This is a genomic window from Salinivibrio sp. IB872 (assembly GCF_001995345.1).
Taxonomy (GTDB): Bacteria; Pseudomonadota; Gammaproteobacteria; order Enterobacterales; family Vibrionaceae; genus Salinivibrio; species Salinivibrio proteolyticus.
On record NZ_MUFO01000012.1, the window covers coordinates 71,343 to 94,326 of the forward strand.

Annotated in this window: 20 protein-coding genes; 8 read left to right on the top strand and 12 right to left on the bottom strand. The window is 50.8% G+C overall.

Annotated features, from left to right (window positions below; all coding sequences use genetic code 11):
• Positions 1–40: 40 nt before the first annotated feature.
• Positions 41–910, top strand: a complete 870-nt coding sequence (locus tag BZJ18_RS07100; protein WP_241824929.1) for a peptidoglycan binding protein CsiV — start codon at positions 41–43, stop codon at positions 908–910.
• Between the two features lie 112 nt (positions 911–1,022).
• Here BZJ18_RS07100 and BZJ18_RS07105 read toward each other — a convergent pair whose 3' ends face one another.
• The 9 genes from BZJ18_RS07105 to hinT all read right to left on the bottom strand — a co-directional run bounded on the left by BZJ18_RS07105 (position 1,023) and on the right by hinT (position 9,653).
• Positions 1,023–2,417, bottom strand: a complete 1,395-nt coding sequence (locus BZJ18_RS07105; protein ID WP_077455891.1) for a DEAD/DEAH box helicase — start codon at positions 2,415–2,417, stop codon at positions 1,023–1,025.
• Between the two features lie 266 nt (positions 2,418–2,683).
• Entirely contained in the window at positions 2,684–3,973 is a 1,290-nt protein-coding gene (locus tag BZJ18_RS07110) for an NAD(P)/FAD-dependent oxidoreductase (protein WP_077455892.1), read from the bottom strand.
• A gap of 325 nt (positions 3,974–4,298) precedes the next feature.
• The gene (gene hutW, locus BZJ18_RS07115) at positions 4,299–5,636 is read right to left on the bottom strand and encodes a heme anaerobic degradation radical SAM methyltransferase ChuW/HutW (protein WP_077455893.1); all 1,338 of its coding nucleotides are present in this window, start codon (positions 5,634–5,636) and stop codon (positions 4,299–4,301) included.
• Between the two features lie 147 nt (positions 5,637–5,783).
• On the bottom strand, positions 5,784–6,338 hold the full coding sequence (gene ycfP / locus BZJ18_RS07120; protein ID WP_077455894.1) for an alpha/beta hydrolase YcfP: 555 nt from the start codon (positions 6,336–6,338) through the stop codon (positions 5,784–5,786).
• Between the two features lie 181 nt (positions 6,339–6,519).
• On the bottom strand, positions 6,520–7,365 hold the full coding sequence (locus BZJ18_RS07125) for a DUF6279 family lipoprotein (RefSeq protein ID WP_077455895.1): 846 nt from the start codon (positions 7,363–7,365) through the stop codon (positions 6,520–6,522).
• Between the two features lie 11 nt (positions 7,366–7,376).
• On the bottom strand, positions 7,377–8,243 hold the full coding sequence (locus BZJ18_RS07130; protein ID WP_158011261.1) for a phosphotransferase: 867 nt from the start codon (positions 8,241–8,243) through the stop codon (positions 7,377–7,379).
• Positions 8,230–8,808, bottom strand: a complete 579-nt coding sequence (locus tag BZJ18_RS07135) for a hypothetical protein (RefSeq protein WP_077455897.1) — start codon at positions 8,806–8,808, stop codon at positions 8,230–8,232. The genes BZJ18_RS07130 and BZJ18_RS07135 overlap by 14 nt, the downstream gene beginning before the upstream one ends.
• Before the next feature lie 69 nt (positions 8,809–8,877).
• Entirely contained in the window at positions 8,878–9,276 is a 399-nt protein-coding gene (locus tag BZJ18_RS07140) for a YcfL family protein (protein WP_077455898.1), read from the bottom strand.
• Between the two features lie 26 nt (positions 9,277–9,302).
• On the bottom strand, positions 9,303–9,653 hold the full coding sequence (gene hinT / locus BZJ18_RS07145; RefSeq protein ID WP_069587271.1) for a purine nucleoside phosphoramidase: 351 nt from the start codon (positions 9,651–9,653) through the stop codon (positions 9,303–9,305).
• 204 nt (positions 9,654–9,857) lie between these two features.
• On the opposite strand from hinT, the gene BZJ18_RS07150 reads away from it, so the two are divergent.
• Entirely contained in the window at positions 9,858–11,213 is a 1,356-nt protein-coding gene (locus tag BZJ18_RS07150; RefSeq protein ID WP_077455899.1) for a dihydroorotase, read from the top strand.
• 619 nt (positions 11,214–11,832) lie between these two features.
• A complete protein-coding gene (locus tag BZJ18_RS07155) occupies positions 11,833–13,464 on the top strand; it encodes an ABC transporter ATP-binding protein (protein WP_077455900.1) in 1,632 nt (543 codons plus the stop codon).
• A gap of 73 nt (positions 13,465–13,537) precedes the next feature.
• Here BZJ18_RS07155 and BZJ18_RS07160 read toward each other — a convergent pair whose 3' ends face one another.
• The gene (locus BZJ18_RS07160) at positions 13,538–15,055 is read right to left on the bottom strand and encodes a fumarate hydratase (RefSeq protein ID WP_077455923.1); all 1,518 of its coding nucleotides are present in this window, start codon (positions 15,053–15,055) and stop codon (positions 13,538–13,540) included.
• Between the two features lie 238 nt (positions 15,056–15,293).
• Here BZJ18_RS07160 and pabB point away from each other — a divergent pair, with 238 nt between their 5' ends.
• From pabB to BZJ18_RS07180, 4 genes are all read left to right on the top strand, one after another.
• Positions 15,294–16,676, top strand: coding sequence for an aminodeoxychorismate synthase component 1 (pabB, locus tag BZJ18_RS07165; RefSeq protein ID WP_077455901.1), 1,383 nt, complete (start codon positions 15,294–15,296; stop codon positions 16,674–16,676).
• A 25-nt stretch (positions 16,677–16,701) separates the two neighbouring features.
• Positions 16,702–17,601, top strand: coding sequence for an NUDIX hydrolase (locus BZJ18_RS07170; RefSeq protein ID WP_077455902.1), 900 nt, complete (start codon positions 16,702–16,704; stop codon positions 17,599–17,601).
• A gap of 249 nt (positions 17,602–17,850) precedes the next feature.
• On the top strand, positions 17,851–19,122 hold the full coding sequence (locus BZJ18_RS07175) for a serine/threonine transporter (protein WP_077455903.1): 1,272 nt from the start codon (positions 17,851–17,853) through the stop codon (positions 19,120–19,122).
• 224 nt (positions 19,123–19,346) lie between these two features.
• Positions 19,347–20,708 (top strand): L-serine ammonia-lyase, encoded by a 1,362-nt coding sequence (locus BZJ18_RS07180; protein WP_077455904.1) that lies wholly within the window; start codon positions 19,347–19,349, stop codon positions 20,706–20,708.
• Positions 20,709–20,861: 153 nt separating this feature from the next.
• On the opposite strand, the gene BZJ18_RS07185 is transcribed toward BZJ18_RS07180, so the two are convergent.
• Positions 20,862–21,455, bottom strand: coding sequence for an acetate uptake transporter (locus BZJ18_RS07185; protein WP_077455905.1), 594 nt, complete (start codon positions 21,453–21,455; stop codon positions 20,862–20,864).
• Between the two features lie 264 nt (positions 21,456–21,719).
• Complete coding sequence (nfsA, locus tag BZJ18_RS07190) at positions 21,720–22,442, bottom strand: oxygen-insensitive NADPH nitroreductase (RefSeq protein ID WP_077455906.1); 723 nt, start codon at positions 22,440–22,442, stop codon at positions 21,720–21,722.
• A gap of 240 nt (positions 22,443–22,682) precedes the next feature.
• Between nfsA and BZJ18_RS07195 the strand changes: the two genes are divergently transcribed.
• Positions 22,683–22,946: a GrxA family glutaredoxin gene (locus BZJ18_RS07195; RefSeq protein WP_077455907.1), complete on the top strand. Its 264-nt coding sequence runs from the start codon at positions 22,683–22,685 to the stop codon at positions 22,944–22,946.
• Positions 22,947–22,984: the final 38 nt, after the last annotated feature.

Sequence of the window (22,984 nt, forward strand, 5' to 3'; positions counted from 1 at the left end):
CGGCGATCAGACTGGCTTGCCAGAGAGAACGGAGTAACCTGTGAAAAACCATCAACGTCAACTACAAAGCTGGCTAACCCGCATTGCCAAGCAGAGCATTTGGGCATTACTGCTTATTGCCATCAGTCAGCCGGCTTTGGCTAAACGGCTTTATGATGTCGAGCTGATTGTGTTTAAACGTAATCAAGATCCCGCGAGTGTCCAAGAAAGCTGGCCCACCCAAACCGATATCCAGTCGGTCAATCGAGCGGTTCCAGTCACCAATACAACTGCATTACAAAACGCAGGCCTAACCCCGCTACCACGTAGCCAATGGCAATTAACAGACGCGTACAACAAACTGGCCAACCATGCAGGCTTCACCCCGATGGTGCATGTGGCTTGGCGTCAAGATGATAGCGGGCGCGCAGCACTTCCCCTACTGCGGGTTAGCGCGGGCCGAGATTATAGCGACCGGTTTAACGTAGATGGCACCCCGATCACGGCCCAACCTGCTGCACCAACAAACGCAACCGCCTCGAATACCGAATCGCAGTGGGAAGAGCAATCATTGGATACTCTCCCCCCTCGCCAGCCGCTCTATGAACTCGATGGAACACTACGCGTCTATGTACAACATTACTTGTTTGTCGAGGCCGATATGGTGCTGCGCGAGCCCAGCGAGCGACGAGCGCTGGTTGAAGACATTATCGATATGCCGTTGCAAACCTCAGACGCACAACAAGGTGCGGCAACCAATACCAACAATGTACAAGTTGCAGGCTTGGAAAAGGTGAAAAAGCAGTATCACATCCAACGTTTCTTGCAGCCCTATGCTTTCACGCACAAACGACGGATGCGCAGTGGCGAGACCCACTATTTAGATAACCCGATGATGGGCATGATTATTCAAGTAAGAAAGGCAAACTAACCCTGTCCACTAATGGGCTATTGATCTAATCGTTTGAAGGATACTGAAATTAGATCATAAAAAACCGGCGAGTGGCCGGTTTTTTATTCTTGCTCAGTACACAGCGTCTAGATTAGGCGCTGGTTTTTGCCGCAGCGGGTCGCGCGCGGCGTGGCTTATTCGCGCCGTTGCTATCGCTGCGCGTGCGTGGTGGGTGATTGCCAGTACCACGTGACTTACCGTCGCCTGCGCTATCGGTATGACGTCGATTTTTGCCTACCGGTTTGTGTCCGCGCGCGTTATCGCCAGAGCGCTGTCCGTCTTGACGCGGTTTATTCTTTTTCGGTTTCTTTGGCTTTATTGGACGCGTATCCAATTTCGACTCTGGCAACGGATTCGTGACGGGAAAGTCCGCCAGAGTATGACGCGGCAATACCTGTTTAATTAAGCGTTCAATGGCGAACAAATCTTTCGCTTCGTCCGCACAAACCAAAGACACTGCATTGCCCACGGCACCTGCACGACCAGTACGACCAATACGGTGAACATAGTCTTCTGCCACATGGGGTAAATCAAAATTTACCACTTGCGGTAAATGGGCAATATCGATCCCTCGTGCGGCAATATCCGTGGCAACCAATACCCGTACTTCACCGGTTTTAAACTTCTCTAACGCTTTCGTTCGCGCGCCTTGACTCTTATTACCATGAATTGCCGCCGCGCTGACACCGTACTCTTCGAGATAGCGCGACAAACGGTTAGCGCCATGTTTGGTTTTGCTAAACACTAACACCTGCTGCCAATTATTATCGGCAATCAGCGACAGCAGCATCGGCGCTTTTTTCTTCTTATCCGCGGGGTAAATGCATTGCTCTACCCCAGTCGCGGTTTGGTTCGCAGGGTTGACTGATATCTCAACCGGATTGTTGACTAGCTCTTTCGCCAGTTGGCGAATTTCATCCGAGAATGTGGCGGAGAACAGCAAATTCTGGCGCTTAGCCGGCAGCAAGCCCAAGATCTTACGAATGTCACGAATAAAGCCCATATCGAGCATACGGTCGGCTTCGTCCAAGACCAGCACTTCAAGCTGAGAAAAGCGCACGGCATTTTGCTGGTACAGATCCAGCAAGCGTCCCGGTGTGGCCACCAGCACATCAGCGCCTTTGCGAAGTTTCATCATCTGCGGATTGATCTTCACACCACCAAATACCACGGTTGAGCTGAGCGACGTGTATTGGCTGTATTGCTCCACGTTTTTGTGCACTTGCGCAGCAAGCTCGCGCGTTGGCGTCAGGATCAAGGTACGTACATGGTTAGGGCGAGCACGTTTACCCGCCTGCAAACGCTCCAAAATCGGTAAGGTAAAGCCCGCGGTCTTACCGGTACCGGTTTGCGCGGCCGCCATGACATCGTGGCCTTCAATCACCGCAGGGATCGCTTTTTCCTGAATCGGTGAAGGTGTGGTATAGCCTTGCTCTTGCACGGCTTTCAATAGTGGTGCAGATAGTCCTAAAGAGGAGAAACTCATTAATTGATCTCAATAAATAAAAAATGTCGTCACAGGCCGCATGGCCCATCACTTAGGGTCATGAATATCAATATCGTGGTATGAGAAAAACTCGGCGTCAGGAGGGTTGCTCTAGAAGTGATATCAATAATCTTGATTACGGCGCTATTGTGACGACTTTCACGTCAAGCGGCAACTAGAAATGCGCCAATTCGAACAATAAAAAAGACCGAGGCAAGCCTCGGTCTTTGGGGTTATATGCTGTTTTAGCACAGCTTCACACGTGTTTAGTGCAGCTTCAAACTTGGACGTAGAACGCGGTTGATCCGCCCTACCAGCATCATCAGGCCAGTTTTCACGTAACCGTGCAATGCAATTTGGTGCATCCGATATAAAGAGATGTATACCACACGAGCAATCCGCCCTTCGATCATCATCGAGCCTTTGGTCAGATTACCCATCAAGCTGCCTACCGTAGAGAAGCGGCTGAGCGAGACCAGTGAGCCATGATCTTTAAACACATAAGGCTTTAGCTCACGACCATTTAATTTAGCAACAATGTTGCTAAAGCAGCGGCTTGCCATCTGGTGCGCCGACTGTGCACGTGGCGGTACCATGCTGCCATCGGCTTGCGTACACGCTGCACAGTCACCAATCACAAAGATGTCGTCATCACGCGACGTCTGAAGTGTGTTTTTCACGACCAACTGATTAATGCGATTGGTTTCCAAACCAGCGATATCTTTCAAGAAATCCGGAGCCTTGATCCCAGCAGCCCATACCATAATATCGGCGTGAATACGCTCACCCTCTTTGGTTTCCAAGCCTTGGTCGTCCGCTTTAGTGACAAAGGTATTGGTTTTCACCGTGACACCCAGCTTCAACAGCTCTTGGTGCGCAGCACTCGAGATACGAGTAGGCAGCGCTGGCAAAATGCGCTCACCGGCTTCCACCAAGGTCACGTTCAGTTTCGAGCTATCTAAATCACGGAAACCGTAGTTACGCAGTTCTTTGATGGCATTGTGCAGCTCTGCTGATAGCTCAACACCAGTCGCTCCTGCGCCCACAATCGCAATATCTACACTGCCTTGGCCGTGTTTAGCATGCAAACGCAAGAATTCGTTGTTCATTTCCGCGCGGAAGCGGTGAGCCTGTTTAGGATTATCGAGGAAGATACAATGGTCACGAACGCCCGGTGTGTTGAAATCATTAGAAGTCGAGCCAATCGCCATCACTAAGATGTCGTACTCGAGCTCACGCTCAGGCATCAGGAGTTCGTTATTTTCATCGTACATGGGCGCCAAGGTGATCACTTTCTGGTCGCGATCAATGTCCCACAAGGTCCCCATTTGGAAATCGAACCCATGGTTTTTGGCATGAGCACGATAGCTCAAAGCATCAACACCCTCATCCATTGAGCCGGTTGCCACTTCATGAAGCAATGGCTTCCATAGGTGGCTACTGTTTTTATCCACCAAGGTGATTTGTGCACGACGCTTGCGGCCTAACGTTCGACCCAGTTTGGTTGCAAGCTCTAGCCCGCCTACACCGCCACCGACAACGATAATTTTGGTCACTTCTACATCCTTACCTAATTAAAAACTCAAACATCAGCCACTTATATAGTCACTGACAAAAATGGGATTGGGCCAGTAATCAAATTACAGTTTGTTTTTCGCACGCTACGTATTGTTCATTGTTCTTTATGGCCGGAGCGCTATGCGTATTCTGCCGGAAAACGTCGCCTACTTCGAGCATAGATTCGGATTCGGCCGCCTTTTGCATGATGAAATAAAACACCATATTCTGTAGCTAAGACAAGTTAAATTTCGCCCTTTTCTTACACTTTTCTTCGAAATGAAGGTAGCTGACGATAAGCAATTGAATTTTAAATTCTGATAGTTAGAGTGACTGCAAGACATGAATGCAGGCTTGCGCAAGCGTTACGGACCAAAACTGACCAGCAAGAGTAAGTTGTAATTTATTTTCACATAATGTTACCAATCCATGTTGCTGCCAGACCGCGAATAGCGGCGAGAGATACTGAAACACGCTCATCCCTTGCCAAGGCGGTAACGTATCCGCGTGAAGCACACCCATATCTAATCCCGCTTTGATAGCATCATACACTCGACGATGCTCCACAGCGGCTACAACGCGCGCAATCGGCATGGTATTGGTTTGCATTGCATCGAGATAGGTTGCCAAGTCGCGATGTTGCATGATCCCGATACCGTCAATACTGCCACCGGCACCACACCCTAGCGGTAAAATATCAGCACCATGCTTGGCAAGCCGGTTGTAACGACTTTGCTCACGTTGATCACGTGCCCAGTGATTGACACTGAGTCGTCGACAATCGTGTTGGTCCATCAAACTAACGCCCTGCGCAAACAAGCTGGCTTTTTCTGCCGTGGTCGCCGGCGGGGGCATTTTCCCTTGCTCGACCATGCGCAGCATCGGCGTATTTGGCGCCACCACCAGCTGGTAGAGATCAATACCATTGGCGCCGGTTTGCAGATAGTCAGCCACATCTTGTGCAAAGATCTCAGCCGTTTGATAAGGCAAGCCATACAACAAATCCACCACAATCGTCGCTTCCTGACGGGCACTCAGTGCATGAATACGCTCACGCACAGTGTCACCATCATCTAAACGTTTTGCCGCGCGGCGGACTTGGGTATTAAAGCTCTGTACCCCAAACGAGAAACGGTTAAATCCCCCAGCAAGCGCATGCTCGAACGCATTATCATCAAAGCCATTGATTCGCCCCTCAAGGGTGATTTCGCAGTCGGGCGTGAGCCAAAATTGGCGACGAATTTCCTGACCCAATTGCTGCAATTGCGCTGCTGACAACGCAGTGGGTGTTCCCCCACCGACATACACCGCCTCAAAAGGCTGCGCTTGGGTCCATGGCATCGCCGCTTTCATACCAAGCTCTTTGAGTAAAGCCGCGAAGTAGCTGTCAATCAGTGTGCGGCTCGCCGCATGTTGGAAAAAGTGACAGTAAGTACACCTCACTCGACAAAATGGCACATGGATATATAAACACCGCGGCCCAGATTGCACAGGCGGAGATAAAAGCTGTGTTGTAACGCCTGCGATGCCTTGTTCGAGCGGTAAAGGCATTTGATGGGTCGCCGCGTGGGCGTGTTTTTTCGGCGGAAAGGCAAAACGCAATGGGTCTGGGGTATGCGTGCCCAAAATCGTCTCATCGAACGGAGTAAGATCAACAAACATAACGGCTCTGTAATATAAATACAAGTGATACGCGATCTCATTTGTTGTTTTATTGATCTCACATCGCTCTGAGGCGCTGTTGATGTTTATTCGGTCAATTCGACGCACCCCAGTGCGCAAAGACCCACTTTGCGACTGGGGAACCGATTAAGTGTGGAGGGCGGGCTGCTTTTTAAAATCCGCAATGGCGTTGAGGTGTGCCGATAGGTTTTTAAACTTGTGGGTTTGCGTTTCATCCCAACGAACAGGATAGAAAGGTGACAACACTTGATAACTGCGGCGACTGTCGAGGACTTCATCCTCTCGCGATAACACCACCAATGCTCGTTGTTGATTGCGTTGACGAAAGTCTGTCACACACTTGGTGGCAATATCCTCATACTCTTCCGGCCGATCAATTTTTCCAGTCATATTCTCGTGCGGATATAAGTTCGGGTTAAACAGGACCTGCTTGATCCCACACAAAAAACCCACCCGTTCTGCCCAATATGCGCCTAAGCCAACGCCGCAGATCAGTGGATTGGGATCCTGACTCGCGTCTAGCTGCGTCTGGACTTGTTTGAGCAAATGCTGCATATCGTGTTTTGGGTGCATAGTGCTGTAATTGATGGTACGCACGTCATCATCGACAAATTGGAGCTGCAACACTTTCTCATGGTTGCCTGGGCTGGTTGAATCAAAACCGTGGAGATATAAGATCATGGAAAGCCATCCTTGGTTATCGCAAAGCTGTGACCCCTATCAATAGCATAGCCACCCTGACAGAAAAATGAGCAAGATCACCCTAAAAATAATCAGGGTATTTGGCGTAACCATGAGGTAGGTGGTTTGATGCATACAGCAACGCCCACGCCCTACCCACTCCAAGGGAAGAGGAACGAGACTAACGGCTCATCTCGTTCAGACGCGTTTGCCACTCAATGAGGTTATCGACCAGTTGAGAACGCTGATCCTCATCAATACTACGATCAAGGCGCAACAACCAATCTAACCGGCGTGAACGGTAGATGGCCATTTCGGTTTCCGTCTCCGGTCCGGCTCGCCATGCCACCACATCGTCCACCCACTCTGACAACGCGGCCTCAGTGTCGATCGACTGTCGATTTTTGATAATCGCAAAAAGGCGGCTGACTAAGCGCTCTCGTACCTGACGGAACGTTGGCATCGCCGCTTGCTGATACTCTGCCATTTCGGCAAACAATGGCTGTTGATGACGCGCAGCGCTGCCAATCCACTCTTCCGTATCTTCCTCGAGATCATCACGTTGATAGGCAAATTGCTCGTCTTGCGAACGCTTTGCACGTCTTTCGGTTGCCTCTTGAATCTCGTCTTCCATCCACTGGGTGAGCGCCTGCGCTTGCTGGTCATCAAAGCTATCAAGTAAACGCGCCGTCGCGGGCACAAACGCCTGTAGCGTCGCGTGGATCCGCGCTTTTACCGCCTCTTGATGGTCACGTAATTGCGCCATGGTATGTCGCTCGGTACTGTGGGTGGCAATCAGCCCTAAACGTTCGGCTATCGCAGGTAACTCATGGGTTCGATGCCATTGCTGAATCTTGTCGAGGTCGGCTTTCACTTGGCGAGATTGCTCGGGGCGCAAGTTAACAATGTCATCGATGTAGTAATGAATCCAAAACGGCAAGGTGTTATACGCAAGCTCGGTGGTGCATCCGGTCAGGATCAGTAATAAGCCCCCTATCAAGCCATAGCGAAAACGCGACCTAGCCATTGCAACTCTCCTTATGATTCATCCATTCCCGCCAGTTGGCGATATAACCGCTGCGCTTGCTCTTGGTAAGTACTGAGCCCATATAACGTTGCGCCCACTTCATACCAGCATAGCGCGAGATAGTCGGCAAAGGGCAGCCATGCCTCTACCGCTTGGCGAACCGGTGCCGAGCCCTCGATGCATCGCAACGCACAATAATCGGACACGACCTGTGCTGGTGTATAGCCGTTTGCCCGACAAAAAAGTGCAATGTCCAAACACGCACTGCCTAATCGCGCATATTCCCAATCAAGCACACAGGGCTCGCCATTTGGCTGAATAACCGCGTTGTAACTACCCAAATCCATATGACACACCACAGGGGCGAGCGGATCCGTGGGTAATTGCCATTGGCGCCTGTCACGCAGCTGTTTGAGTGTTTGCTGCTTTGCCAAGGTCAACTGCTGCTCATAATGCTGGCATTGGGTGCGAACATCTTGCGTATCCAAACGACCTTCCATGGAATGAATACGTACCAACAGGTCGATCAGGATCGCTTGGCTCTCGGCTGAGTGCGGATCAAGGGATTCACCTTCCAGCCAAGGGACCAAAAGCCCTTCTGACAACTGACAAACGGGTACCGAGGCAAGTTGATAGGTAGCGGCCAGCGATTGCGCAGCCGCCTCGCGTGACCGAGAAATCGCAAAAGCGTCACTCACCTGACTTCGGGGCCGCCACACAAAGCGTCCCCCTTGTGAGTCATCAATCCGCAAACAGCGGTTGGTCAGGCCCCCTTCGAGGGGGGTAACACGCTGAATCGAAACGGGCGCTGAATAGTGCTCACACAACGCCGCTTCCAGTAAGCTTTTTAACGCGGGGGAAAGATTAACGACTGACAAAACGCTGAGTGTCCTGCCATTCAATCACACCTGTGGTCAAATCCATCAGCTGCAGTGATAAGGTTTTCTCTTCTTGCCCCGTGACCTTACCACCGAGCTGATACTGTGCCCCCAGTAAGCGTCCGTATTGCATCACCGTGGTCGGATCAATGAGAACCTGTCCCTCACCCAAACCTAGCGACTGACGGACTACATCGACTTGCGCCTGTGAGACCGTTCGTATCAGCCCTTGTGCGGCAAGGCCTTGCTCTAGCTGTTTTGACACACCCACAGTGTCAATATAACCGTCAGTCAGATTTTGTAGCGGTTGCACCAAAGTAACAGGGGCGCCTTGCAGGCTTTCACTGCCCATTAAGGACTGCACCGCAGCGCGCATGGCTTGATTAAAACTGCCATGCACCACCCCTTGCTGCACGGTGGTTTCTTTTGGCGCCGACGGCTGATAAATCGGCTGCGTGCGAGGTGCACAGCCTGCAACTGTGACAACAAATAGCACCATCGATAATGCTTTTACCAATGTATTTGGCTTACGTAAAGCGGCCGTCAATGCGCAGCATGCGGACATAGAGATGACTCCGTAAATAAAAAATGAATAGACCAGAAAAGCGTGAAAAAGTGCCAACAAACAAGGGGATTATTCTGGTTGCATGACGGCTAAACGAAACTGCGAAACCTTGATATCAGGTATCGGCGCATGAATATCGCGCTGTGTATGGGGAGGAATGATCACAGATTGCCAAGACGCCGCAGAGGTCGATAATTGGAGCCCTTGGCTATCGTACCAACTAAAGCGATACTGCATGGTTTGCGGGTGACTAGACGTATTTTCTAACCACACACACGCTTGATTTCCGTTTGGGGTGCGACGAACCATCGTCTCTTTAACCCATAGCGACGTCACCAGCTCTGAATCGGCAAAAACCACGGTTTGGTGTGGCGCAATGCGCAGGTCAGTCGACTGACTCCCTGCACAGCCCGCCAACACCAAGGCAAGTGCAATCATCAAAATTTGGATGTGATTTTTACACATCATTCACACCATCGTCGGCTTTGCCGTGGTTAACTCACCACCATGGGACCCAGCGCGCGTCCGCCTACTAGGTGCATGTGAATATGGTACACCTCTTGGCCACCGTGTTGGTTGCAGTTCATAATCAAACGGTAGCCGTCTTCAGCGATCCCTTCGTCAGCCGCCAGTTTTTTCGCCACCGTCACCATACGACCTAACGCTAACTCGTCTTCAATATTGACATCATTGGTGGTGGGGATCAGTTTGTTTGGTACCACCAAAATATGCACAGGCGCACGCGGGTTAATATCACGGAAAGCAGTGACTAAATCGTCCTGATACAAAACATCTGCGGGGATTTCTTTGCGAATAATTTTGCTGAAGATGGTTTCTTCCGCCATGGTGTGCTCCCTTTTATAAATATAAACCCTGCCAAGTATGCGGTACCCCTTTGCCAAGGGCAATATGTACAGCGCAGTTGCATGCGACAATTTGGTCAAACTTGTGTTAATTGATGTTTATATCACCTTGTAAAATCAAGGGCTGAATCAGGTAATCGTTTACGCTACTATAGCGCCGACGCCTTTACATGTAAGGATGACAACATGACCACCCTGCTATTTAAAAACGCTTCTGTCGTCAACGAAGGACAAGTTGTTGAGACCGATGTGCTGGTCGAAAACGGCCGAATCTCTCAGATTGCCCGCGATATTAGTGCCCCTGCCGCGGCGGACTGCCGTGTGATTGATGCATCAGGCAAACATTTGTTGCCCGGTATGATTGACGACCAAGTGCATTTCCGTGAGCCGGGATTCCCCAAAAAGGGAACCATCGCGACCGAGTCCAAAGCGGCCGTCGCAGGCGGTATCACCACGTATATGGAGATGCCTAACGTTAATCCCCCTACCACGACACTCGACGCCTTAGAAGAAAAGTATCAACGTGCGTCTCAATCCAGCCACGCTAACTATGCCTTCTATTTGGGCGCGACCAATGACAACATTGATGAAATTCGTCGCCTCGATCCGAACAGTGCCTGTGGTGTCAAAGTTTTTATGGGAGCTTCCACCGGCAACATGCTGGTCAATGATCCGGACACCCTTGACGCTATCTTCGCCGATTGCCCGACCTTGATCGCGACCCATTGCGAAGATACTCCAATGATCACCGAACTCGAGAACATTTATCGCGAGAAATACGGTGAGGACGTGCCGATTGATGCCCACGCGCACATTCGCTCAAAAGAAGCGTGTCTTAAGTCATCCCAGCTGGCGGTCAACCTCGCTAAAAAGCACGGTACACGCCTACATGTGCTGCACTTGACCACTGAAGATGAGCTGTATCAGTTTGAGCCCGCGAAAACGCTCGAAGCGCTTCAGCAAAAACAAATCACCGCGGAAGCCTGTGTGCATCACTTATTCTTTAACCGTGATGATTACGCGACCAAGGGCACCTTGATCAAATGTAATCCCGCCGTCAAAGAAGCCCACCACCAACAAGCGCTGATCAAAGCGGTGAAAGACGGTGTAATCGACGTGATTGCCACCGACCACGCCCCTCACACCTTTGAAGAAAAACAAAACACTTACTTTAAAGCGCCGGCAGGCTTACCGCTTGTCCAACACGCGCTTCAAGTGGCGCTTGAGTTTTATCATCGTGGTATTTTCGATTTGCCTCTGGTGGTGCAAAAAGTCTCACACGCGCCAGCGGTACGTTATCAGGTGAAAGAGCGTGGCTTTATCCGTGAAGGATATTGGGCCGACTTGGTACTCGTTGATCTCAACCAGACGCAAACGGTCGATAAAGACAACCTCTTCTACCAATGCCAGTGGTCACCATTCGAAGGCCATACCTTTGGCTCAAGCATCGATATGACGATTGTGAACGGTCAAGTCGCATTCGAGCACGGCCAGCATAGTGACGAGCGCTACGCGACACGCTTAGAGTTCGATCGCAGCTAACCTAACAGGGCGTGCGAATCACCTGATTCGCACGCTTTTTTACGCCCGACATCTCGACTCCCCCCTCTCAAATCGTCCACAAAACAAACACCCTATACTGAGCTTTTCCTCCTGATTATTGACTATCGCGAACGCTAAAAGCCGTGATTTTGTCTGTGAGTTCAAAGTCTGACATGGCAAATCTTGCAGTTAATAACAGTTTGCTTTTATATCCGAATCGTATATTGTGTGGGTGATATATGGATATTCACGCTGCTTGGTATCAACATCTGATTATGTTGAAAAGCCGTGTTCGCAAGGAGAGGTAACCTGAAGCGCATTTCGGTTATCGCGGCACTCGTATCCTACCTCTTCCACTGGCGCAAGCTGTTCATTTCCCTGAATGGGTAATGAGTCGCTCCAGCTGGCTGATATCCGCATCTAGGGGATATGTTGATGAGCTTGGCTCACAAATATCAACCCAACATGATTGAACCAGAGCAAGTGGCATCCCCACTCGCTTAATCTCTAACAATCGAGCGCTAGCCCTGTATCGAGCATGCACGTGTAATGCCTTGATACCTTGTACGACAATCTTGGGCTGGCGAGTGACGTCGAATAATCAACCAGTGAGGTGATGATGTCTTCATCTGCTTCTAAGCCACTGCTTAGTGTCAATAATCTAAGCGTGTCATTTACCACGAACGATGGCATCGTTGATGCTGTTAAAAACGTCAGCTTTGACATCATGCCCGGTGAAACACTCGCCATTGTGGGTGAGTCAGGCTCGGGGAAATCCGTCTCTAGCAGTGCCGTAATGGGCTTGCTCCCCAACAACGCCATCGTCAAACCAGAGTCACAAATCTCGTTTAACGACACCGATGTGTTACGCCTTTCCACCAAGCAGATGCAAGCGATGCGCGGCAACCATGTTGCCATGATCTTCCAAGAGCCGATGACCTCACTGAACCCCTACATGCGTGTCGGTGAACAGCTGACCGAGGCGATTCAGTGCCACCACCGCACCACACCTGCGAAAGCCAAAGAGCGCATTATCGAGTTGCTGAAATTAGTGCAGCTGCCTAACCCAACTGGCGCACTTGAAAAGTATCCGCACGAATTCTCAGGCGGCCAGTTACAGCGGATCATGATCGCAATGGCGCTGGTCAACGAGCCCGATTTGCTGATCGCCGACGAACCGACCACCGCATTGGACGTCACCGTGCAAGCCGAGGTATTGAACCTGATCGGCGATCTACAAAAGAAAATGGGCATGGCGATCATGTTCATCTCACACGATTTAGGCGTGGTGAAACACTTGGCTGACCGTGTTGTGGTGATGTGTAAAGGTGAAGTGGTAGAGACTAACGAAACCCAAGCACTGTTTGCAGACCCGCAAGAAGACTACACCAAGATGCTGATTGATGCAGTGCCTCGCGGGCGCAAAGAAGCCCCACAAGAGGACGCAGAAAATCTCTTGTCGGTGGATAACGTCACTATCAAATATTTCTTGGGCGCTGACTTCTTTGGCGGCAACAAGCGCTATTTTGAAGCGGTAAGCAACATCAGTTTGTCACTACGCCGCGGTGAGACCCTCGGTATCGTGGGTGAATCCGGCTCGGGTAAATCCACGCTTGGGCGTGCCATTATGCGTCTGCTTCCCGTCGCGGAAGGCAGTGTGCGTTTTAAAGGCCAAGACATTCACGACATTAAAAACAGCGAAAACAAAGCGCTGTGCCGTGATATGCAGATGGTGTTCCAAGACCCATTTGGCTCTCTGTCGCCACGCATGACGGTGGGTGAGATTGTCGCCGAAGGCCTTCGTACTCACTTCCCTGAGCTGAGTAAAAAAGAGCGCCTCGATCGCGTTAAAGATGCGCTTTATGAAGTACGCCTTGATAGCTCTGCAATTAACCGTTATCCGCATGAGTTTTCAGGCGGCCAGCGTCAACGTATCGCGATTGCGCGAGCCCTGATCCTCAACCCAGCATTCATTCTGCTCGATGAACCAACGTCTGCACTGGACCGCTCCGTCCAATTGACTGTCATCGACTTGCTGAAAGATATTCAGAAACGCCACAACATCGGCTACCTGTTTATCAGCCACGATTTGAGTGTGGTTCGAGCCCTGTCTGATCGCGTGATGGTGATGCAAAAAGGGAAAGTGATGGAAGCAGGTACGCCAGAAGAAATCTTCCATAACCCGCAACACGAATACACACGTAACCTAATTGCCGCCTCATTCGATCTCGACGAAGAGGAAGTCGCCTAACACAGACGCGTGGTGATACGGTTAAAAAAAATGCGCCAAAATTGGCGCATTTTTTATTGCTGCTTATGACAGACTAGCTGTCCATTTCCGCAATTTTCACTTTCCAAGTATCCGGACCAATTTGGTGCGCGTTCTGTCCTTGCGAGTCAACCGCGACGGTCACCGGCATGTCTTCGACTTCAAACTCATAAATTGCTTCCATACCCAGATCTTCAWACGCCACCACGCGCGCTTTCTTAATCGCCTTCGATACCAGATAGGCAGCACCGCCAACAGCCATTAAGTAAACGGCTTTGTGGTTTTTGATCGATTCTACCGCCGCTGGACCGCGCTCGGCTTTACCAATCATGCCCATCAAGCCGGTTTCGGCGAGCATCATATCGGTAAATTTATCCATACGTGTTGAGGTGGTTGGCCCAGCCGGACCGACAACTTCATCACGAACCGCATCCACAGGGCCGACGTAATAGATAAAGCGGCCGTTAAAATCGACCCCGTCGGGCAACCCTTCGCCATTGCGTAGCATTTCTTGAATACGTTTATGCGCCGCATCACGCCCGGTCAGAATTTTGCCCGAGAGCAAGACAGTCTCACCGGTTTTCCAGCTCTGCACATCTTCTTTGGTGACCGTATCAAGATTTACGCGGCGGACGTTGTCGCCCACTTCCCACGTCACTTGCGGCCACTCTTCCAATTTCGGTGGAGTCAGGTCCGCCGGCCCAGTCCCATCAAGCGTAAAGTGCACATGGCGAGTCGCGGCGCAGTTGGGGATCAAACACACAGGTTTTGAGGCAGCATGCGTGGGAGCCGTTTTCACTTTTACGTCAACCACAGTCGTTAAACCGCCAAGCCCTTGTGCACCGATACCTAACTTGTTCACACGATTGAAAATATCGAGACGTAGCGCTTCTTCGGCATTGCTTGGACCACGGTCGATAAGCTCTTGAATATCAATGTGCTCCATCAGCGACTCTTTCGCCAACACCGCCGCTTTTTCCGCCGTGCCGCCGATACCAATGCCTAACATCCCCGGAGGACACCAGCCCGCGCCCATTGCAGGCAGCGTTTTTTCCACCCACTCGGCCACATCGTCCGACGGATTGAGCATCACCATCTTGGTTTTGTTCTCTGACCCGCCCCCTTTGGCAGCAATTTGAATATCGACCGTATTGCCCGGCACCATATCAATGTGAACCACCGCTGGGCTGTTATCGCGGGTGTTTTGGCGCTTACCCGCAGGATCGGCGACCACAGAGGCACGCAGTGGATTATCTGGGTTGGTGTATGCGCGTCGCACGCCTTCATCGACCATCTGCTGAACGGTCATATCATGGCGATCCCACTGTACCGCCATACCCACTTTAACAAAGCAGGTCACAATGCCGGTATCTTGGCAAATCGGACGTTGCCCTTCTGCCGACATGCGGGAGTTAATCAAAATTTGTGCAATGGCGTCTTTCGCCGCTTGGCTTTGCTCCTTGTGGTAGGCTTTTTCTAGGGCTTGAACAAAATCAAGGGGATGGTAGTAAGAGATATATTGCAGGGCATCTGCAACACTTTCGATCACGTCTTGCTGTTTAATTGTGGTCATCATTGCCTCTGGTGTCATTTGCAGGACCCAAAGCGGGTATCCAGTGTGGGGGAGCCTTCCCCTCGTTATTATCGTTACGTCTGTTGAGCACGCACACCCTGTGATTATAGAAGCCGCGGGTTTACATGACCTCGGCGGGTTTATTCAGTGTGCGTCTGCCGGAAAAGGCCTTGCTATGATACGCTTAGCGCTATTCTCGCGCCATACGGCGCATCAATCGTGATCACAAAAAAGAAGAATGCAGCCACAAAACGCCACTATGCTGACCACTACACCGATTCCTTACGCAACAGACTTGGCCCTCACCCTGTTTAATAACATTGCCCACCAGCCTTGGGCCATGCTGTTGCACTCGGCAACCCGTACCCATCCGGACAGTCGTTTTGACATTGTGGTCGCCGACCCTCTTGCCACCGTGACGGCGCGAAACGGTCAGGTTACCACCCATTACACCGCCAGTGGCGACACCCAAACGCACATCGACGATCCATTTACATGGGTAAGTTCGCTTCAAGCGCAGCTACTCCCTGATATCGACGCTATCGAGCCCTGGCCTTTTATTGGCGGGGCACTGGGCTATTTCGGCTATGATTTAGGCCGATGTGTGGAAACCTTGCCAGTCATTGCCCGTGATGAGCTCGATGTGCCCGACATGGCCGTGGGGATTTATGATTGGGCGCTGATTGTGGATCACCACCAGCAAACGGCAGTGGTAATTGCACCGGATAGTGACACACGTTGGGCATGGCTTAATCGCCAGCAGGCGCCGCAAACCACACCATTCGAGCTCACCGAAACCTGGCAAGCCAACATGAGCGAAGCGGAGTACACCGCGAAGTTTGCCAAGGTCAAAGACTACCTGCATGCCGGCGATTGCTATCAAATCAACTTGGCCCAACGCTTTAGCGCACGCTATCAAGGCGACGAGTGGCAAGCCTACCGCAAACTCGCCACCAGCAATGGCGCGCCGTTTTCTGGATTTATCCGCTTAGCAGACAGCGCTGTGCTCTCGGTCTCGCCGGAGCGCTTTTTATCCGTGCACGACAAACACATCGAAACCAAACCCATTAAGGGCACCCGACCACGCTTTAGCGACCCCGAACAAGATGCCGACAGTGCCCACGCGTTGAAATCAGCCAGCAAAGATCGGGCGGAAAACTTGATGATTGTTGACTTGTTACGTAACGATATCGGTCGTGTCGCCTCGCCAGGTAGCGTTTCTGTGCCTAAACTCTTTGATATAGAGAGTTTTCCTGCGGTACACCACTTGGTCAGTACGGTCACCGGCACCCTGCCCGAGGACAGAAGTGCGCTTGAACTGCTACGCGCCGCCTTTCCGGGCGGTTCGATAACCGGCGCCCCCAAAGTGCGTGCCATGGAAATTATCGAAGAGCTTGAGCCGCACCGACGTCATGTGTATTGCGGCAGTTTCGCTTACCTCAGTCGTTGTGGCCGAATGGACTCTAGCATCACCATACGCACCTTAGTGGGGCATCAAGGCCAGCTCCATGTCTGGGCAGGCGGTGGGTTGGTTGCCGACAGTGAAGCCGACGCGGAATACCAAGAAACACTCGATAAGGTCAGCCGTATCCTGCCCGTTCTAGCACAGTCTGATGGGTAAGCGGCAGGAATAAAGAGAGGTTGTTATGACAGAGATTGCTCCCCCACGAATGTGGACATCACACCGCTTCGCGGCATCCATGCGTGCCTCAAGCCAAGGTGAGGGAGCACCTACCTCTGCGCCACAATATGGGCTCGATCATAACCCACTCTTTATCGACCATCCTTTGCAGCACGTGGCTACAACTCCTGCTTATTTCAGCGATCATAAAATAAACAGCCGCCACATTGCCGCCAGCCAAGAGAGCTTGTCACCGGCGGTGCCCCCGCATTGGGAGCGAGGAGAGAGAAAAACGCGTACACCACTGCAACCGGGTGACATTCTCCAACGCTTTAGCCTCAGCCCACTGGCACGTCACGACAATCGTATTCTTAACCGCGTTCGACTCGCCCCCCGCATTCTACGCGGATTAGACTTTCAACCAGCAGCAGTACTGATCGGCTTAGTGGCGCGCCCCAAGGGCATTCAGTTGATTTTGACCCGCCGCGCCGATCATTTAAAGCATCACCCGGGCCAAGTGAGCTTTCCCGGCGGTAAGCGCGAAACGGTCGATTGCGACAATATCGCGACTGCAACCCGCGAGATGTGGGAAGAAACCGGCATTCAGGTTGGCCGCGAACACATCATTGGCGAGCTTTGTCCTCTGCCCACCGTCACCGGTTACTACATTCATCCGGTGCTGGCATGGGTGGACCCCCAGTACCAACCGATACTGGATGACAACGAAGTGGCTGAATGTTTTGAAGTGCCTCTTGATACTCTGTGCCAACCCGGCCATATCCGCGAACAATCCTTCTATCTCTACGGACAATGGCATCCAGTTGCCGCGTTTTATCATCAAAACCGGTTAATATGGGGGGCAACAGCACAACTTTTGCGCGCGCTGGTCACGCAATTATCATTACATGTCTCTTGCTCAAGATAACCGCAAAAACCATGCAATAAGTACTGTTTTTAGTGCACATTGGTGCTTATTCAACCAACAAAAAACTTGACACTTTTGCCGATAATCTTGGCGGACCCCGTCACTTTAGGTGATTATAATCACACTTTGGTGCAATAGTTTCGCCTCTCTTTTTCATATAGCGATCCAGCTCTTGGTTTTCTACGTGGAAATCGCCAGAATTCGCCATCCCTGATTTCTGTTCCCCTACACAATGTGAGTAGTATTGTTATGCAAACGACCTCGACCACAGGTACCAGTGCGACATCGCGCCTGCGCTGGACCAAACAAGATACAACTTGGGCGCTCTCTCTTTTTGGCACCGCGGTAGGCGCAGGCATCCTGTTCTTGCCAATTAACGCCGGCATGCACGGATTCTGGCCGCTCGTAGTGATGACCCWGCTTGTTGGCCCTATGACCTTTTTTGCCCACCGTGGCCTATCTCGCTTTGTCCTATCTTCAAAGAAGCCCGGCAGCGATATCACCGAAGTGGTTGAAGAACACTTTGGCGCGACCGCGGGTAAGATCATCACCCTGCTCTACTTTTTTGCTATTTACCCTATCGTGTTGATCTACGGCGTCGGTATCACCAACACCGTTGATTCTTTCTTAGTCAACCAGCTAGGTATGGCCTCACCGCCACGCGTGATCCTGTCACTGGTTCTGATCCTCGGTATGATGGCTATCATGCTGCTGGGTGAGAAAATCATGCTACGCGTGACCCAGTTCTTGGTTTACCCACTGGTCGGTATCTTGCTGTTTATGTCGCTATACCTGATCCCAGAGTGGAACACGGCGGCGCTATCACAAGTCCCTTCTATTGGTGACTTTACCATCACTCTTTGGATTTCTATCCCAGTGTTGGTCTTCGCGTTTAACCACAGCCCAGCGATTTCAGCGTTCTCAATGGCACAAAGCCGTGACCACGGTAAAGATGCCGAGCAGAAATCTGCGCAAATCTTGCTGCGTGCGGCAGGTATGCTACTTGGCTTCGTGATGCTGTTCGTGTTCTCTTGCGTACTGTCACTGACCCCTGCCGATCTGGCAGCGGCGAAATCAGAAAACATCGCGATTCTTTCTTATCTCGCTAACAAGCACGAAAGCCCATTCATTTCGTACCTAGGTCCTATCGTCGCGTTCGTAGCTATCGTCTCTTCGTTCTTCGGTCACTACTTAGGTGCTCGTGAAGGTCTGAACGGTTTGATCGTCAAGGTGATGCGTGGCGCCGATAACAAACCAGTCAACCGTAAGAAAATCGACGTGTTCACTGTGGTCTTCATGATCCTGACCATTTGGCTGGTTGCGACCCTAAACCCAAGCATTCTGGGTATGATTGAATCACTTGGCGGCCCAATCATTGCCACCATCCTATTCATTATGCCAATGTACGCCGTGAAAAATGTGCCAGCAATGAAGAAGTATTCAGGTACAATTAGCAACGCCTTTGTATTGGTCATGGGTTTGATTGCAATCTCAGCCATTCTTTACGGTTTGTTCTTCTAAATCGCAATAAAATGCGTGATAGTCATAGAGGTGACTATCGGGATGACTCAGTCAACCGCATCCATCGATGTTTGCGGTGATTCCCAAAAAATCAGGAGTGGGGTTTGCCCTGCTCCTGATTCTCATTACGAGCGCGGTATCGCTCGTTATCACAGTCAATACCACGGACGGATTGCGTAAACACTAAATCCATTGCCCTTAGGGCATTGACTGAGGTAAGACACATGATCAGTGTTTTTGACATTTTTAAGATTGGTGTAGGTCCTTCCAGCTCTCACACCGTTGGCCCAATGAAAGCCGGTAAATGCTTTATTGATGAGCTCGTCGCGAATCAACGGTTAACCGACGTCGATCGGATTAGCGTTGATGTCTACGGCTCTTTGTCTCTCACCGGTAAAGGCCACCACACCGATATCGCCATTATCATGGGCCTTGCTGGCAACAGCCCTGAAACCGTTGATATTGACTCTATTCCTGGCTTCGTCAAACGCGTCGAAGACACCGAGCAATTGCCGCTGGGCGAACAGCAGCATGTGGTCGCTTTTCCGCGTGACGGTGGAATGAACTTCCATACCTCTAACCTCTCCTTGCACGAAAACGGCATGCAAATTCATGCGTGGCAAGGTGATGAATGTGTGCTGAGCAAAACCTATTACTCGATCGGCGGCGGTTTTATTGTCGAAGAAGCCGAGTTCGGTCAGCCTGCCATGCAAACGGTTGAAGTCCCTTACGACTTCAATACCGCAGACGGCTTGTTGGCGCTCACGCAAGAAACCGGTTTTTCCATCAGCGGTTTGGTCATGGCCAACATGCGTGCCATGCACAGCCAAGAAGAAATCGATACCTACTTTGCTGACGTTTGGAAAACCATGCAGGCGTGTATGAACCGCGGCATGGAAAACGAAGGAGTGCTTCCGGGACCACTGCGTGTGCCTCGCCGTGCCGCTGCGCTGCGTAACCAATTAAAAACCAGCGAAAAATACAACATTGATCCGATGGCCGTAGTGGATTGGGTGAACATGTTCGCCTTTGCCGTCAACGAAGAAAACGCCGCCGGTGGCCGTGTCGTAACCGCACCAACCAATGGCGCGTGTGGCATTATCCCCGCCGTACTGGCCTACTACGATAAGTTTATCGAAACTGTCGACAAGCAAACCTACACGCGCTATTTCGCCGCATCCGGTGCAATTGGTGGCTTGTATAAGCAAAACGCCTCGATTTCTGGTGCAGAAGTCGGCTGCCAAGGCGAAGTAGGTGTTGCCTGCTCTATGGCCGCAGCAGGCTTGGCGGAGCTAATGGGTGGTAGCCCTCATCAAGTATGCATGGCGGCAGAAATCGCTATGGAGCACAACCTTGGTTTGACCTGTGACCCAGTTGCGGGCCAAGTGCAAGTGCCTTGTATCGAGCGCAATGGTATTGCCGCGGTGAAAGCGATTAACGCCTCTCGTATGGCGCTTCAACGCTCTTCCGAGCCACGTGTTTCTTTGGATAAAGTCATCGAAACCATGATGGAAACCGGTAAAGACATGAATGCAAAATACCGTGAAACATCGCAAGGCGGTCTTGCGGTTAAGGTGATGTGCTAACCGTCTTTGACGCGATAAGCACCGTTCACACGGTATAAAAAAGCCCGAGTTCGTCATGAACTCGGGCTTTTTATTTGGGCTTAGCGCTAACCTATTAAGCCTCAGCGAAGCCACGATAACCGCGTGAGCCTATACGCCCACGCGGTATAGCGATTAAGCGGCGTGTTGCGCCACAGCTGCCTGTGGCTGTTTGTCGCCCACTGGCAAAATAGTGCGACCATATTCTTCGTTTAGCACTTGCGCCATCGCGAAATAGATCGCGCTTAAACCACACACAATCCCTTCAAAGCCTGCAATGGTGCCAATAAATTCACTACCGGTGAAATCACGCGCGGCAAGTAGGAAGAACAGTACCGTCAAACTACCGAAAACAAACTGCTTGGCGAAGCAATAGCGCAGTGAGCCGATAAACATAAAGCCGGTAAACAGGCCCCACATGACCAAATACCATCCCATAAATGCGGCTGGGCTGGCCTCAGCAATGCCAAGCTTTGGCATCACAATCAAACCAACCAGCGTCAACCAAAACAGGCCGTATGAGGTAAACGCTGTAGTGCCAAAGGTGTTGCCCTTTTTAAATTCCATGATGCCCACGATCACTTGCGCGAGGCCTCCGTAGAACAGGCCCATCGCCAAAATCATGCTATCAATCGGAAAGAACCCTGCGTTATGAATGTTTAACAGCACGGTTGTCATACCGAAACCCATCAACCCCAAAGGCGCTGGATTAGCCAATTTGTTTTCCATAGTTACCCTACTTCGAAAAAATATGATTCAAAAGTCAAAAACTGTGCTCACAACCCTAAGGAAAAATGATCGTACAGCACAAAAACGCGGCAATATTACGGGTTATACCAAGGATGTAAATAGGTTTTGGCGCATTAAGGAAAAATCCAACTTTAAGCCAACAAAACAGTGAGAAAACTTAGGCACATTGCGCCCAAAAACATAAAAAAAGCAGCGTAATGCTGCTTTTTTACACGGTGAATATGAAAGGGAAACTTAATGCGTTTAGCGGGTGCTAAAGCCCTGCTTATTCACGAAATCCTTCATAAATGGGCGCGACTCTTTTTCCAATGTTGCCGAGATTTGCTCACTCCATGACATATCTTTGTTGCCCCCTGTGCGGGTTTGATAATACTCGCGTACTTGCTGGTCGTATTCACCAAGCGCTTTTTCATCCATCGCTTGGTAGCCGTTCTCGTGCACTAACAAAGATGCAGGCAACTTAGGCTTGCGCTCCGGATCTTGAGCGGGCACCCCCAAACACATCCCGAATAAAGGCAACACATGTTTAGGTAATGCCAACAACTCAGCTACGTTGCTCGGCTGGTTACGTAGGCCACCAATATATACGCCGCCTAGGCCCATCGACTCTGCCGCCACCATGGCATTTTGCGCCATAATAGCGCCATCAATCGCACCGATAAGCGTCTGCTCGGTAAAGCCTAACTTGGCATTAGGACTGATTTGCTCATGGCGATGGAAATCGGCACACCACACTAAAAATTCCGCACAGTCGGCTACATACGCTTGGTTGCCCGCGTATTCCGCCAATAAGCGTCGTTTTTCTTTGTCCGTCACACGGATAATGCTGGTGCACTGCAAGAAACTTGAGCTGGATACCGCGCGCGCCGCATCAATAATCTGGGTCAATTGCTCGGGAGAAATCGCGTCTTGAGTAAATTTACGAATAGAGCGGTGAGAAAGCAGTGTCTCAATCGTTGGATTCATGATGGGTCCTTTCAATCGGTATAACATCAGGTGATACGGGTATACACTTTTCTATACGGTGTCGCAAACCATTGCTCTGCCTACTATTCCGCCATATTGTTAGCCATCCGCGTCATACAAGGCCTTACGTGCGGTGAAAAAGAACAATCGATTTTTTCTATCAATGCAAAAGGTAATTTCGTCTTTTTTCTTACCCGGGGATCGGGCATAGTAAACCCATTGACGCTAAAGGAGATGACTATGTTCGTCGTAATTTTTGGCCGCCCTGGCTGCCCATTCTGTGTTCGCGCAAAAGATTTGGCTGAAGAATTGAAAAGCCGTGAAGATTTCAACTACCGCTATGTGGATATCCACGCAGAAGGTATCAGCAAAGCCGATCTGGAAAAAACCGTCGGTAAACCGGTTGAAACCGTGCCACAAATCTTTGTTGACCAAGAGCACGTTGGCGGCTTTACCGAATTTGAAGCCTACGCCAAAGAAAACCTCGGCCTGTATCAAGAATAAGGCGCCGATGATCTTGCTAAAAAGCCAGCATCTCGCTG